Below are 14,154 nucleotides of genomic sequence, written 5' to 3'. Positions count from 1 at the left end.
GCTCGGCCCGGTGCATCCGCAGGTCGTCGCGGTCGAAGCGGAAGTGCAGTTCGCGGCGGACGGTGTGCGGGCGCGGGCGACGGGAGCCGGATCCCGGCCCTCTGGATCAGCCGGAAGGCCCCGAAGCTCGGCCGGTGCCGGGAAGGCAACCCGCGCACCTGGCTCGGCATGGCCTCCGCGGGCGCCCGCCGCACCGCGTAGGCGGGCCCGGAACAGCCCTGGTTGCCGCTCCGGCGGGTCAGGTGCGCGCCGTGCGGTTGCGGCGCGGTGTTCCCGGCACCGGGGCGTCGCCCCGCCCCTCCCCGGCCCCCCTCCCCGGCCCCCCTCACGGGGGTGACAAGGGTTTTCCCCGTATCGGGTTCGTCTCGCCGTTCCCTACTGTCTGCCGCACCGGCGAATCCCGTTCCCCGACTCTTGCCTGTCAGGTGCATGTAAAGGGTGGGATACGCCGGGGACGGCCTTGACCCAGGGTCGTAGCGCCGGCGGCGGCGCACGGGCTCACCCGGCCCAGGAACCGCGCATCCGTGGCCCCCACGCCACGCGCGGCTCCCGCGCCGCCCGCCAGGCGCTCCGCATGTACGTCATGAAAGGGAACACCTTGAACGGTTCCAGGCGGAGACTCATATCCGTCGTGGCCGCGACCGCCACGATCGCCGGCGTCGTTGCCACCTCCACCGTGGCGTCCGCCGCCGCCGCGGGCCCCTCCCCGAAGCCCGCCCCGGCTTCGCAGGCCGTGACCGAACTGCCGGCCGCCCCGGTCGAGAAGGTCATCGTCACCTACAAGTCGGAGGCAGCCGAGGCCGGCTCCAACGCCGCCGCCAAGAACGACGCGGCCGCCAAGGGCAAGAAGACCGGTGAGAGCCTGTCGTTCGAACGCCGCCTCGCCGGCGGAGCCGCCCTGGTCGACCTGGGCGGCGAGGCCTCCAAGAAGGGCCTCACCGAGGTCATGGACGCCTTCCGCGCCGACTCCTCCGTCGCGTCCGTGGAGCCCGACATCCGCGCCTACGCGATGGCGGCCGCCCCCAATGACACCGACTACGCCAAGCAGTGGGACCTGTTCGAGGCCACCGGCGGCATGAACGTACCCGGCGCCTGGGACAAGACCACCGGCAGCGGCGTCACCGTCGCCGTCATCGACACCGGTTACGCCGCCCACACCGACCTGGCCGGCAACGTCGTCTCCGGCTACGACTTCATCTCCTCGTCCGCCGACGCCCGCGACGGCAACGGCCGTGACAACGACGCCAGGGACGAGGGCGACTGGAACGCCACCGACGGCGAGTGCGGCACCGGTTCCAGGGCGAGCAGTTCCTCCTGGCACGGCACGCACGTGGCCGGCACCATCGGCGCCACGGCCAACAACACCAAGGGCATCGCGGGCATCGCGTACGGCGCGAAGATCCAGCCCGTGCGCGTGCTCGGCAAGTGCGGCGGCTCCTCCTCCGACATCGCCGACGCCATCACCTGGGCGTCCGGCGGTACGGTCCCGGGCGCCCCGGCCAACCCGACCCCGGCCAAGGTCGTCAACCTGAGCCTCGGCGGCGCCAGTTCCACCTGCCCCAGCGTCTACCAGACCGCCATCAACGGTGCCGTTTCGCGCGGCACCACCGTGGTCGTCGCGGCGGGCAACAGCAACGCCAACGCCTCCGGCTTCACGCCCGCCAACTGCTCCGGTGTCATCAACGTGGCGTCGACCAGCCGCGAGGGCAACCGTTCGTACTACTCGAACTACGGCGCCGGCATCGACGTCTCGGCGCCCGGCGGCGAGACCCGCCGCGCCACCGACACGCCCGGTACCGTCACCACCCCCGAGAACGGCATCCTCTCCACGCTGAACTCCGGCACCACCACCCCGTCCACTGAGAACTACAAGCCCTACCAGGGCACTTCGATGGCCGCCCCGCACATCGCCGGGCTCGCCGCGCTGCTGAAGTCCGCCAAGAGCACGCTCACCCCGGCCGACATCGAGTCCGCGATCAAGAGCAACGCCCGTCCGCTGCCCGGCACCTGCACCGGCGGCTGCGGCACCGGCATCGCCGACGCGGCGAAGACCGTGAACGCCGTCACCGGCATCACGCCCGGCGGGACGGTCTTCACCAACGCGGCGAACGTCACGGTCAACGACAACGCGACGGTCACCTCCTCGATCGCCGTGACCGGCCGCACCGGCAACGCCCCCGCCGCCCTCAAGGTCGACGTGGACATCAAGCACACCTGGCGCGGCGACCTGGTCGTCGACCTCGTCGCTCCGGACGGCACCGTGCGCAACCTGAAGACCTCGTCGTCCTCCGACGGCGCCGACAACGTCCTCGCGACGTACACGGTCGACGCGTCGAGCGAGGTCGCCAACGGGACCTGGAAGCTCCAGGTCCGCGACGTGGCATCGGGTGACACCGGCTACATCGACAGCTGGAGTCTCACCTTCTGAGACATCGGAAGTACAGCATCAACGCTGTTCAGGGGCGTGTCGGCAGCTTGCTGCGGGCACGCCCCTCCTCAGGTCTGTCCGCATGCCGGACACCGGACCTGGACGGTGGCGGCCGACTCCGTATTCTCTGCTCGCACGGGCAGAGGGCCCGCGCACACCGGAAGGCGGGGGTGGGTACGTGACGACGTCGGCGGTGTACCGGCCCGCGCCGGTCGGGCGGACCGAGCTCCTCGCGCGGCTCGAACGCGTCCTGGAGACCCGCGGACGCGCCCTGCTCACCGGCCCTGCCGGGGTCGGCAAGACGGAGCTCGCCCTGGCCGCCGCCGCGCGCGCCGAGTCCCGGGGCGAGACCGTGCTCTGGCTCGCCACGCTCCCCGCCGACCGGAACATACCGGGCGCGGCCGCCGCCGCCCTCGTGGCGTCCGTGTCGGCGTGCGCCTCCTGGCCCGGCCCCGGGACCGCCCACAGCGGTCCGGGCGGGGCCGACGGACCCCGCGGCTCCGACGGCCCGGGCGGAGCCGGCCGGCCCGGCGGGCCCGGGACGTACGACGTCCTCGAAGGGCTGCCCGGCCCACAGCGGACCGCCGTCGCCGTGCTGTGCCGCGAGGCACCCGTCCCGGCCGACGGCTGGGACCCCATCGCCCTGCGGCTCGCCCTCGCCCAGATCCTGCGGACCCTCACCGCCGCGCGCGGCCCCGTCCTGCTGGTCGTCGACGGCGTCCAGCACATCGACGACACCAGCGCCGACCTCCTGCGTTTCGCCCTCCACCTGGCCCCGCCCGCACTGCGGGCGGTCAGCGTGGAGACCCCCGCGGCGTACGCCCCGGACACACTCCGCGGCGGCATGCCGGGGCCGGGCGGGGCCGGCCCGGAACCCCTGTGGGTGCCGTCCGAGGCCGACGTCCTGGCCGTACCGCCGTTGCAGGCCGACCAGATCGCCGAACTCCTCATCCACCACCGGCTGCCGTCCCGGATGGCCGGCCGCATCCACCGGGCCAGCGGCGGCAACCCGCGTCTCGCGCTCGCCGTCGGCCGCTCCCTCGCCGACGCACGGACCCCCGTGCACCACGCCGAGGCGCTGTCCCTGTCCGGGCGCGCCCGCGACCTCGCCCGCCAGCTCCTGGGCGCCGCCTCGCCCGCCGTACGCTCCACGCTCCTGCTGGCCGCGCTGGCGCTGCGTCCGACGGCGTCGCTGATCCGCCGCGCGGGCCGCCCCACCGCCGAGGCCGACCTCGCCGCCGCCGAACGGGCGAATCTGATCTCCCTCGACGAGGACGGGACGGTCGGCTTCACGGCCGGCGTGCTGCCGTCGACGCTCGTGCACGACTCCTGCTGGACCGAGCGCAGCGCCGGTCACGCGGCGCTCGCGCGGGTCGTGGACGATCCCGTCGAGGCGGTACGCCACCGGGCGCTGGCCACGGACGTCCCCGACGGGAAGCTGGCCGCGGAGGTCGCGGCGTCCGCCGACGCCGCGCGGCGCCGGGGGAACAGCGCCCTGGCCGCCGAACTGGCCCTGCTGGCCGCCGAGTCCACGCCCGTGCGGCACGGCTCGCAGCGGATCGCCCGGCTGGTGGACGCCGCCGAGGAGGCGGCCCGCGCCGCCCGCGCCGACCTGGCCATGCGCGCGGCCACCGATCTGCTGGCCCGGGACGCCGCACCGGCCGACCGCGTCCGCGCGCGGCTCGCGGTGCTGGACACGGCGGGCCAGGGGCTGAGCGACCTCGACGAGATCTACGTCCACGCCATGGAGGACTCCGAGGGCGACACGGCGCTGCGGGCGGCCGTCCAGCTCCGGCTGGCGGTGAAGTACGTCCTGGCCGACGGCGATCCCGTACGCTCGCGGGCCGCCGCCGTCGAATCCGCCGCGCTCGCCGGTTCGGTGGGCGACCGCAGGACCGCCGCGAAAGCGCTGACCGTACAGGCGCGCATGGACCGCGTCCTCGGTTCGCCGGACGCGGAGCGGGTGCTGGCCGAGGCGCGGGCCCTGGAAGTCTTCGAGCGTCCGCTCGGTGTCCGCAACGCGGCACAGATACTGACGATCCGCCACGCGCTGTTCGACGACCGGCTCACCGACGCCCGTGACCAGCTCGGCGCCCTGCTGCCGCTGGTCGAGCGCCGCGGCCCGGTGGAGGACGCCATCGAGCTGCTCCGTACGCTCGCGGAGACCGAGGCCCGGCAGGGGCAGTGCGCGGCGGCGCTCGCGCATGCCGGCCGATCGCTCGCCCTCACGCTGGAGGCCGGCCTCTCCCCCGGTCCCGCCTGGTACGCGCTGGCCCTCGCGGAGACCGCCGGCGGCAGCTTCGCGCGGGCCACGAGCTACGCCCGGCGCAGTGTGCGGGCCTCCGAGGAGGAGGGCGACCACGTCTTCCTCTCCCGCAGCCTGTACGCACTGGGCCGGGTCCAGCTGATCGACGGCGACGTGGCGACGGCCCTGGAGACCCTGCGCCGGGTCAAGGCCGGCGAACGCGCCCAGTCGACCGTCGACCCCTCCATGCTGCGCTGGCACGAGGAACTGGCCGAGGCGCTGCTGGCGAACGACGCCCCCGAGGAGGCCGCGGCCCTGCTCGCCGGCGTGCGTCCGGTCGCGGAGCGGCTCGGCCGCACGACGGTGCTGCTCGGCTGCGACCGGGCGTACGCCCTGTACCTGGCGGCGAGCGGCAGACCGGACGAGGCCGCGGAGCTGCTGTCGCACACCGCCGGGCGGTTCGCCGCGGCGGGTCTGCCGCTGGAGCACGGCCGGGCGCTGATCGCGCTCGCCCGCGTGGAGCGCCGCCGCCGCAGACGGTCGGCCGCCCAGGGCGCGCTGCAGGCCGCGGCCGCGGTCTTCGAACGGGCCGGGGCCCTGCCGTGGCTCGGGCTGACCAGGGAGACGTCTTCCCGTACGGCCGAACCGGCGCCGTCCCGTGGAAACACCACCCTGTCGTCCCTCACGGACGCGGAGCTGCGGCTCGCGCTGATGGTCGGCCAGGGGGCCAGCAACCAGGAGGCGGCGGCGAAGCTGTACCTGAGCGTGAAGACGGTCGAGGCCCGCCTGACCCGTATTTACCAGAAGCTGGACGTCCGGTCGCGCGCCCAGCTGGCGGCCGCCCTGACCGCCCTGCCGGGCCACCGGCCGACGGCGGCCGCCACGGAAAACCCGGCCGCGGGCTGACCGCGCCACGCGCGGCGCGCGGTCCGCGAAGATGCGCGCCACCGCGGCCGGGGAGCATCCTGGCTGTGTGACCTGGTACGGCGCGGCCGGGCACGCCCCGCCGGGCGAAAGCGGGGCGACGACCGGGAGACCGAACAGCAACGGCCGAGTTCCGGACGAACTGGCCCTGGTGCTCGCCCAAGCCGCAGTAAACGCGATCGAGTCTGCCGGCGGATACGCCGGCGGCATCTATTTGCGTTCCCGGACGCCGGGACTGCTGCGGCTGGCCGTGCTCTCCGGGCTGCCGGGACGGCTGTTCCGGCCCTGGTGGAACATGCACGTGAACCGCCCGTTCCCGGTGGCGGAGGCCCACCGCTCGGGCCGGGCCGTCCACCTCGCCGACGCCGAGGAGGCCATGCGGCTGTTCCCGCAGCTCATGGCGGGTCTGCCGTTCCCGTTCGGTTCGATGTACGTGCCCGTCGCCACCGACCGCGAGAAGTTCGGGGTGCTGGTGGTACTGCGCGCGGCCACGCCCGGGGTCCCGGTCGACCACACCGACCGCCGCCGGGTGGAGCACGCCGCGGACCGGCTCGCCGCCGCACTCGGCGGGCTGTGCGCGAACGGGGAGCCCGTCGAGTGGGAGGGCGAGCCGGTATGCGTCCAGCTGCCCTCGGTCACCACACCGCCCGTGCGGATCGGGTACTTCGACTGGGACCTCGACGTCGGCGCCGTGAACGCCGACGCGGAGCTGTGCGCCATCCTCGGCACCTCCCCCGCGGACTTCCCCGGCACCATCGACGCGCTGGTGGCGGGGCTGGCGCCGGAGGACGTGTACGGGCTGTGGACGGTGGCCCGGCAGACGGCCGCCTCGGGCGGCCCGGCCGCGCGCAGGATGCGGCTGCGCGGGCCGGACGGGCGGGCGCACCTGCTCGAACTCTCCGCCCGCGCCCACCCGCCCGGAGGCGGCACGGCGGGCCACCTGACCGGCTTTCTGCTGGACTTCGGATCCGGGCCGGTCGCCGCGGAGACCACCGACCGGCTCCCGGACGCCGTCTTCTCGCTCGACCGGCTCGGGCGGATCACCTATCTGAACCACAGCGCGGAGAGCCTGCTCGGTCACGCGCGGTCCGAGCTGGTGGGCAATGTCCTGTGGGAGGTCCTTCCGTGGTTCGGGCACCCCGCGCACGAGGAGTACTTCCGGGCCGCGCTGATGTCCGACGAGGCCGTCCACTTCCTGGCCCGGCGCGCGTCCGCACCGGACGAGTGGCTGTCGGTCTCCCTCCACCCGGGCCACGACGGCCTGACCGCCACGCTGACCCCGGCAGCGCAGCCCGCGTACGCGCCCGGGTCGGTCGCCAGGCCGGGCGCCGGACTCGGCTCCCCGGCCGACCGCGCGTCGGCGCTGTACCGCCCGGTCGCCCTGGCCATCGCGCTGACGGCGGCCGTCACGGCGCGCCAGGTGTCCGCCGTGGTCACGGACGAACTGCTGCCCGCCTTCGGCGGCCGTCAGCTGGCGATCTACCTGCTGACGGAGGGCCATCTCTACCTGGCCTGGGAGACCGGCTTCCCGCAGGGCTTCCTCGACCGCTTCGAGGGGATCGGCCTCAACGCCCGGCTGCCCGGTGTGGAGACGCTGGTCTCCGGCCGCCCCATCTTCTTCGAGTCCATGGAGCACCTGGCCGCCGCCTACCCCGGCATCCCCCTCGACACCGATGTCGGCGCCCGGGCCTTCCTGCCGCTCATCGCCTCCGGACGGCCCGTCGGCTCCTGCATCCTCGGCTTCGACCAGCCGCGCGGCTTCAGCCCCGAAGAGCGCACGGTCCTCACCGCCCTGGCCGGACTCATCGCGCAGGCGCTCCAGAGGGCGCAGCGTTACGACAGCGAGGCCGCCCTCGCCCGCGGCCTGCAGAACGCGCTGCTGCCGCACCGGCTGCCCGCGGTCGAGAACGTCGACACCGTCGCGCGGTACCTGCCCGGCACCCAGGGCATGGATGTGGGGGGCGACTGGTACGACGTCGTCGACACCGGACGGGGACTGGCCCTGGTGGTGGGCGACGTACAGGGCCACGGCGTCGCCGCGGCCGCCACCATGGGCCAGCTGCGCAGCGCCGTACGCGCCTTCGCGCTCGCCGGGCAGAACCCGCAGGAGGTCATGTGCGACACCAACCGGCTGCTCATCGACATCGACCCCGGCCAGTTCGCCACCTGCTGCTACATCGTTCTGGACCCGGCGTCCGGCTCCGCGCAGGCCGTGCGGGCCGGGCACCCGCAGCCGCTGCTGCGCCACCCCGACGGTTCGACGGAGGTCCTGGACCTGGACGGCGGCATCGTGCTGGGCGTCGACAGCGAGGCGACGTACCCCGTCACCGAACTGCGGCTCGCGCCGGGCGCCGTCCTGGCCCTGTTCACCGACGGTCTGGTGGAGCAGCCGGGCGTCGACATCGACCTGGGCGTCGAGCGGCTGCGCGGCACACTGGCGGACATCGGCTCGTCCCCCCTCGCCGAGGCGGCGGACCGCCTGATCCGCGAGGCCCGGCAGACCGTCGACCGGCCCGACGACATTGCGCTTCTGCTCGCCGCCCGCTGGGCGGAACCGACAAGGCAGGTGCCATGAGCGCGGTAAACGCAGCCGGGGACGCCGACTTCCGCGGCCCCCTCGACGTCTCCAGAGCGGCCACGGCCGTGCTGGACGCCGACGGCACGGTCGTCGGCTGGAGCCCCGCGGCGCAGACGCTGCTGGGCTACCCGCCGCACGAGGTGCTCGGGCGTCCGGTCACCACCTTCGTGGTGGGCGGGACGGACGGGACGGACGGGGCCCGGGCGGCCACGCACCTGCCGGACACGGAACGCTTCCAGCGCCAGATCCTCCGCATGCGTCACCGCGACGGCCGTGTCGTCCGCGTGGTCACGGCCATGCTCGCGCTCTCCCCCGCGGGCACGGGCCCCGCCCGGCTCCTGACGGTGGCCGACGCCGAGGAGACGGAGCAGTGGGAGGCCCTGCAGGCGATGCTCCGGGGACTCGCCACGCAGTCCCCGGTGGGTCTGGCCATCTACGACACGGACCTGCGGGTGGTGTGGACGAACGCCGCCCTCTTCCAGGAGATGGGGACCACGCAGTACGCCGGTCTCGGCCCGGACGAGATGGTGGCCGACGGCAAGGTGCTGTCCGAGCGGTACCCGCCGACCCTGGAGGAGACGATGCGGCAGGTGCTCGCCACCGGCGAGCCCGTCATCGAGCTCCAGTACAGCGGCCGCCCGCCCTCGGACCCGGAGCGCGACCACATCTGGTCGTGTTCCTACTACTGGCTGCGTGACGCCGCGGGAGTCTCGCTGGGAGTGTGCGAGGAGACGTTCGACGTCACCGACCGCTACCTCGCACAGCAGCGGCTGGATCTCCTGGTGCGGGCCGGCGGGCGTGTGGGCACGACCCTGGACATGGCCCGCACCGCCCAGGAGCTCTGCACGGTCACCGTCCCGCAGTTCGCCGACGAGGTCACCGTCGACCTTCTGGAGGCCGTACTGGAAGGTGAGCAGCCCGTCCCCGGGACCGCGTCCGCCGGCCATGTGGTCCGGGTGTGGGGAGGGGCGGGAGACGGGACGGCGGCCCCGTCGGAAGACCGGCCCGCGGGGCGGCGGATCGACCACCCACCGGATTCGCCCCAGGCACGCAGCCTGGCCTCGGGCCGCTCGGTGCAGGACCGCCCGGACCGTACGGGAGCGGACGACACGGCCGGGCCGCCGCGCGCGCGGCTGGTGGTGCCCCTGCGCGCCGAAGGCGCCACGCTGGGCGTGGTCACGTTCGCGTGGGACCGCCGCCGCGACCCGTTCGACGCCGGTGAGCTGGCGGTGGCGGACGAACTGGTCGCGCGGACGGCCGTATCCATCGACAACGCCCGCCGCTACACCCGTGAGCACACCGCGGCCCTCATGCTCCAGCACAGCCTGCTCCCCCGGGGTCTCCCCCGGCTGACCGCCGTCGAGCTGGCGTACCGCTACCTGCCGGCGGACAACAAAGCCGGTGTCGGCGGCGACTGGTTCGACGTCATCGCCCTGTCGGGCACGCGGGTGGGCCTGGTCGTGGGTGATGTGGTCGGTCACGGTCTGCGCGCGTCCGCCACCATGGGCCGGCTGCGCACGAGCGTACGCGCGCTCGCCCGGCTGGACTTCGCGCCCGACGAGCTCCTCGCCCGCCTGGACGACCTGGTCACGCAGGCGGCCAACGAGGGAGCGGCCCTCCCCGTCGAAGGCCAGGAGATGCCCTACGACGAAGCGCTGGGCGTGACGTGCCTGTACGCCGTGTACGACCCGGTGTCCGGCCTGTGCAGAATGGCGCGGGCCGGCCACCCGCCCCCCGCGCTGGTCGACCCCGCGACCGGCTCCGTCACCTTCCCCGACCTCCCGGCGGGCCCGCCGCTCGGCCTGGGGGGCCTGCCCTTCGAGACCACGGAGCTGGAACTCCCGGAAGGCACCCTCGTCGCCCTGTTCACCGACGGCCTCGTCCGGGACCGCGACCGGGACCTCGACGACCAGCTCGACGGACTCAGCGGCGTCCTCACCGAGCACCACCGCCCCCTGGACGAGCTGTGCGACCGGGCGGTCGCGAAGCTGCTGTCCGGCCCCGTGGACGACGACGCCGCGCTGCTCCTCGTACGTACGCACAAGCTGGGCGGGCACCAGGTGGCCGTGTGGGACCTGACCGCCGATCCGGAGGCGGTCGGTCTCGCCCGCACCGTGGCTGCCCGGCAGGTCGAGGAGTGGGGACTGGACGAGCTGGTCTTCACCACCGAACTGGTGGTGAGCGAACTCGTCACCAACGCGATCCGCCACGCCGCCGCCGGCCCGATCCAGCTGCGGCTCATCCGCGACCGGAACCTGATCTGCGAGGTCTCCGACACCGGCCACACCTCGCCCCATCTGCGCCATGCCGGCAGCGACGACGAAGGGGGCCGGGGCCTCTTCCTCGTCGCGCAGATGACCCAGCAGTGGGGAACGCGCTACACGTCCACCGGCAAGACGATCTGGGCCGAGCAGGCGCTCGTACGGGACGGAGGGGACGGGGAGGACACCGGGGGGTGACGACGGGCCTCACACCCGGGGCGGGAACCCGGGCACGCCCACCGGCCGAGCCGGCGTGTGGAACCTCGGCGACGTCCTGACCGCCGAGGAAGACGTCGTCGCGCTCGGCTTCACCGAGAGTCCACCGTCGCCCGCGCCGGACCCGCCTGCGTGCGGAAGGGGTGCGAACCGGATGACCCCACCCCCGCAGGAGCACTGGTGCACCGCCTCTGCTCCGCACCGGTGAAAAGACCCGGCAGGCTGCGCGCGGCCGCCCGGCCGAACCGGTTCGGGGCTGATTGCCTGAACACCTCTGCACTGCCGGACACCACGCTAGGAGTGCCACCATGCCGCCACAGCATCCGGACATCTCGTACACCGTGCCGGGGATGAGCACACAGGAAAGCGGGCAGATCATCGCGTTGCTCCAGATGCGCCTGCACTCCCTCAACGATCTCGCCCTCACCCTCAAGCACGTTCACTGGAACGTCGTCGGCCCGCACTTCATCGCCGTGCACGAAATGATCGACCCGCAGGTCGAACAGGTCCGCTCCATGACCGACGACCTGGCCGAGCGGATCTCCACCCTCGGTGGCGAACCGAACGGCACACCCGGCGCGTTGGTCGACGCACGCACCTGGAACGACTACTCGATCGGCCGGGCCGAAGCCATCGAGCACCTCGGCGCCCTCGACCTCGTCTACACCTCGATCATCAAGGACCACCGCCAGGCCATGCAGGCCACCGAGGAGAGCGACCCGGTGACGCAGGACATGCTCATCGAGCAACTGCGCGGTCTGGAGCTCTTCCAGTGGTTCGTCCGCGCCCACCTCGAGTCCAGCGGCGGCACACTCAGCACCCGGGGCGCCACCACCGAGACCGGTGCCGCCGGCCAGGCCGCCGACCAGGCGCGTAACCAGCCCTGACCGACGCGAGCGGAAAGCCTGGCCCCCCGGCCGGGGACGCCGAATGCCATGGGCAAGGGGCGCCCGGTGTGCCGGGGGCCGGGCGCCGGAAGCGGAGCGGTGCGGCGCGTGCTCGAAGCGGACAGCAGCGGCGATCCGACCGTGCGCGTCCGTACGTCCGTACCGGCTCCGCGGGCGGCCCGGCGCGCACGGCGGCCGTCCGGACGCGGGCGGAGAGCCGGTGCTCGCGGCCGCCCGGACAGGCCGCGGCCCAAAGGTCAGGCTCTCGTGCCCAGGTCCCCCCGGGACGCGGGCGTCCACCGGGAAGGGGTTGCTTTCAGCGGACGGTGCCGTTGACGTACTCGTTCAGCGCCTGGCCCGGGCGCAGCGTGGGACGGGAGTCCTCCAGGTGGAAATCACCGAACCCGATCACGGTGACCGTCTCACCACGCCTGAGTCCTTCGGCGATCGCACCGGCGGACTCCACCGTGCCGAACAGTGCGTCGATCACCCGCTCCACCTCCTCCGGCGCCAGCTGCGTGCCCGTCTCAGCCGTCTTTCGCACGGCCGCTTCCACCAGCGCGGTCTTGTCCATGATGATCCTTTCGGTCTCCGCTGCCCGAGTACGGCGGCCACCTCGCGTCCACCGCGGCAGCGACCCGTAATGACACCTCGCCCGCCCCGCACCTGCGGGGCGGGCGAGCGAGAGAGGACCGAAGCCGTCGGAACCACCCCGCCACGGCGCGCCCGGCTCGTTGCAGCAGTGTCGCGAGCCCGGCATGAGACGCAGGTGCCCACAGGTATAGCAGGTAAATAGTCGCAAAACGCCCACTTTTCGACGTGTCTCAGCACGCGGTCGTCCGGAATCAGCGGTGTGAGTCACCCGCCGCTCACCGCTCACCGCTCACCGCTCACCGCTCACCGACGAGTGGCCACGTGGCCGGAGAGCCTTCCCGCCGTCCGGCCGAGGGCTCCCCCGAGCGGCCGGCCGCAGGCGCTCAGCAGGTGTCCGACTGCCGCGGGGACACGGCGGTCCGCAGCCGGTCGAGCCGGGTCACCACCGGTCCCGCCGTGACACCGTGCAGCACGACCGAGGCCAGCACGGTGAAGGTCACCACCGCCCACAGCTCCCGCGCCGGCACCGGGAAGTCGTGCTGTCCCAGCGCGTAGGCGAGGTAGTACAAGGAGCCGATGCCCCGGATGCCGTAGGCCGCGACCACCCAGCGTTCCCGGCCCCGCAGGCGGCTCCCGAGCAGCCCGGCCCACCCGGACAGCGGCCGGACGACCAGCAGCACCACCAGTGCGGTGACGGCGCCCTGCCAGGTCAGAGGGGCCAGGCCACCCAGCGCGATGAAGGCGCCCAGCAGAAACAGCACCGCCGCGGTGAGCAGGCGCTCGATCTGCTCTATGAAGTCGTGCAGGACGTTGTGGAAGCCGTGGGCGTGCTCGGCCGCCCGGATCGTGCACGCCGTGGTGAACACGGCGAGGAAGCCGTAGCCCCCCAGCAGTTCGGTCACCCCGTACGACAGGAAGGTGGCGCCCAGTGCGACGAAGCCCTCCCGGTGTTCGGAGAGCCGCAGCACCGGCGAGCGGGGCCGGAAGAACAACCAGCCCAGCACCCGGCCGGCCAGCAGCCCGCTCAGCACACCGACGGTGCACTTGAACACGACGTCCTCCACCGCCCACGCGCCGGTCCAGTCGGCCGACCAGCCACTGCCCGCGGCAACGGCCAGCGCCACAGCCGCGTACGTCAGGGGGAAGGCGAGCCCGTCGTTGAGGCCCGCCTCGCTGGTGAGAGCGAACCGCACCTCGTCCTCGTCGTGCTCGTCCTCGGTGGGCTCCCCCACCCGCACCTCCGAGGCGAGCACCGGATCGGTCGGCGCGAGAACGGCGGCCAGCAGCAGAGCCACGGCCGGAGGCCAGTCCAGCAGCCACCACGCCACGAGGGCGGTGACCACGACGGTCAACGGCATCGTGAGGCCCAGCAACCGCCAGGTCGTGGCCCATCGACGTCGGCCGACGGGCCGATTGAGCGCCAGCCCGGCACCCATCAGCGCGATGATCACGACGATCTCGGTGATGTGCTCCGTCAGCAGCCGGTCGTTCACCGGATCGATCACCGGCAGCGGCAGGGGCAGCAGGTACACCCCGATACCGCCCATCAGGAAGACCAGTGGCAGCGAAAGCGGCCGTCCGGCCACCACTCGGGGCAGCACTGCCGCAAGCAGCGCTCCCGCTCCCAACCACGCGAACACCGCATCGGCGATCGTCACTGCGCTGTGCCTGTCCTTCCACCTCGCCGCCGATCGGCCCCGCACGCGTGCCGCACGCAACTGCGGCCGGCTGTCTCCGGAGATCCACATGCCCGCAGGTGGCCGACGCGGGCGAGTGCGGCCGATTCGGTCGGCTGCTCCGTCATGGTTGTGGCGCTCTCCGCATTCCAGGAATGCCTGAGTGCCCCGTTCGAGTGAATTCATGCGGGCCCGTGGGCACGGCGCTCCGTGCCCACGGGGCTCGGCGGAGGAAAAGGTTCCTGCTCCGCGGCCTGCCCGGCCGTCAAAGTACCGGCCGCCGGGCGCTGGTCCTTCTGGTCGCAGCCGGAGGGGATGTCCGGGGTCGCGTGTTGCGGTGCGACG

At 73.6% G+C, this 14,154-nt stretch carries 8 protein-coding genes; 6 read left to right on the top strand and 2 right to left on the bottom strand.

The window, feature by feature from the left end:
* From ACWD0Y_RS28640 to ACWD0Y_RS28615, 6 genes are all read left to right on the top strand, one after another.
* The coding region (locus ACWD0Y_RS28640) for a DUF5701 family protein (RefSeq protein WP_450263220.1) at nt 1-201 on the top strand (201 nt) is incomplete at its 5' end.
* 430 nt (nt 202-631) lie between these two features.
* A complete protein-coding gene (locus ACWD0Y_RS28635; RefSeq protein WP_450263219.1) occupies nt 632-2,428 on the top strand; it encodes a S8 family peptidase in 1,797 nt (598 codons plus the stop codon).
* A 178-nt stretch (nt 2,429-2,606) separates the two neighbouring features.
* Nucleotides 2,607-5,579, top strand: a complete 2,973-nt coding sequence (locus ACWD0Y_RS28630; protein WP_450263218.1) for an AAA family ATPase — start codon at nt 2,607-2,609, stop codon at nt 5,577-5,579.
* Between the two features lie 31 nt (nt 5,580-5,610).
* Complete coding sequence (locus tag ACWD0Y_RS28625; RefSeq protein WP_450263217.1) at nt 5,611-8,172, top strand: SpoIIE family protein phosphatase; 2,562 nt, start codon at nt 5,611-5,613, stop codon at nt 8,170-8,172.
* Complete coding sequence (locus ACWD0Y_RS28620; protein ID WP_450263216.1) at nt 8,169-10,634, top strand: SpoIIE family protein phosphatase; 2,466 nt, start codon at nt 8,169-8,171, stop codon at nt 10,632-10,634. Before ACWD0Y_RS28625 ends, ACWD0Y_RS28620 begins: the two co-directional genes overlap by 4 nt.
* Before the next feature lie 326 nt (nt 10,635-10,960).
* A complete protein-coding gene (locus ACWD0Y_RS28615) occupies nt 10,961-11,539 on the top strand; it encodes a Dps family protein (protein WP_450263215.1) in 579 nt (192 codons plus the stop codon).
* A gap of 316 nt (nt 11,540-11,855) precedes the next feature.
* On the opposite strand, the gene ACWD0Y_RS28610 is transcribed toward ACWD0Y_RS28615, so the two are convergent.
* Together ACWD0Y_RS28610 and ACWD0Y_RS28605 are read right to left on the bottom strand one after the other, a co-directional pair.
* A complete protein-coding gene (locus ACWD0Y_RS28610) occupies nt 11,856-12,113 on the bottom strand; it encodes an HU family DNA-binding protein (RefSeq protein WP_450263214.1) in 258 nt (85 codons plus the stop codon).
* Between the two features lie 403 nt (nt 12,114-12,516).
* On the bottom strand, nt 12,517-13,791 hold the full coding sequence (locus tag ACWD0Y_RS28605; RefSeq protein ID WP_450263213.1) for a cation:proton antiporter: 1,275 nt from the start codon (nt 13,789-13,791) through the stop codon (nt 12,517-12,519).
* Between the last annotated feature and the right edge of the window lie 363 nt (nt 13,792-14,154).

The sequence above is a fragment of the Streptomyces altiplanensis genome (assembly GCF_053591575.1).
Note: the sequence above shows the minus strand (reverse complement) of the source record. Positions and strands in the feature narration are given on the sequence as shown.

Coding starts and splice junctions, on each gene's coding strand:
- ACWD0Y_RS28625 (WP_450263217.1), top strand. CDS start 5,611: ATGCGCGCCACCGCGGCCGGGGAGCATCCTGGCTGTGTGACCTGGTAC.
- ACWD0Y_RS28620 (WP_450263216.1), top strand. CDS start 8,169: ATGAGCGCGGTAAACGCAGCCGGGGACGCCGACTTCCGCGGCCCCCTC.
- ACWD0Y_RS28615 (WP_450263215.1), top strand. CDS start 10,961: ATGCCGCCACAGCATCCGGACATCTCGTACACCGTGCCGGGGATGAGC.
- ACWD0Y_RS28610 (WP_450263214.1), bottom strand. CDS start 12,113: ATGGACAAGACCGCGCTGGTGGAAGCGGCCGTGCGAAAGACGGCTGAG.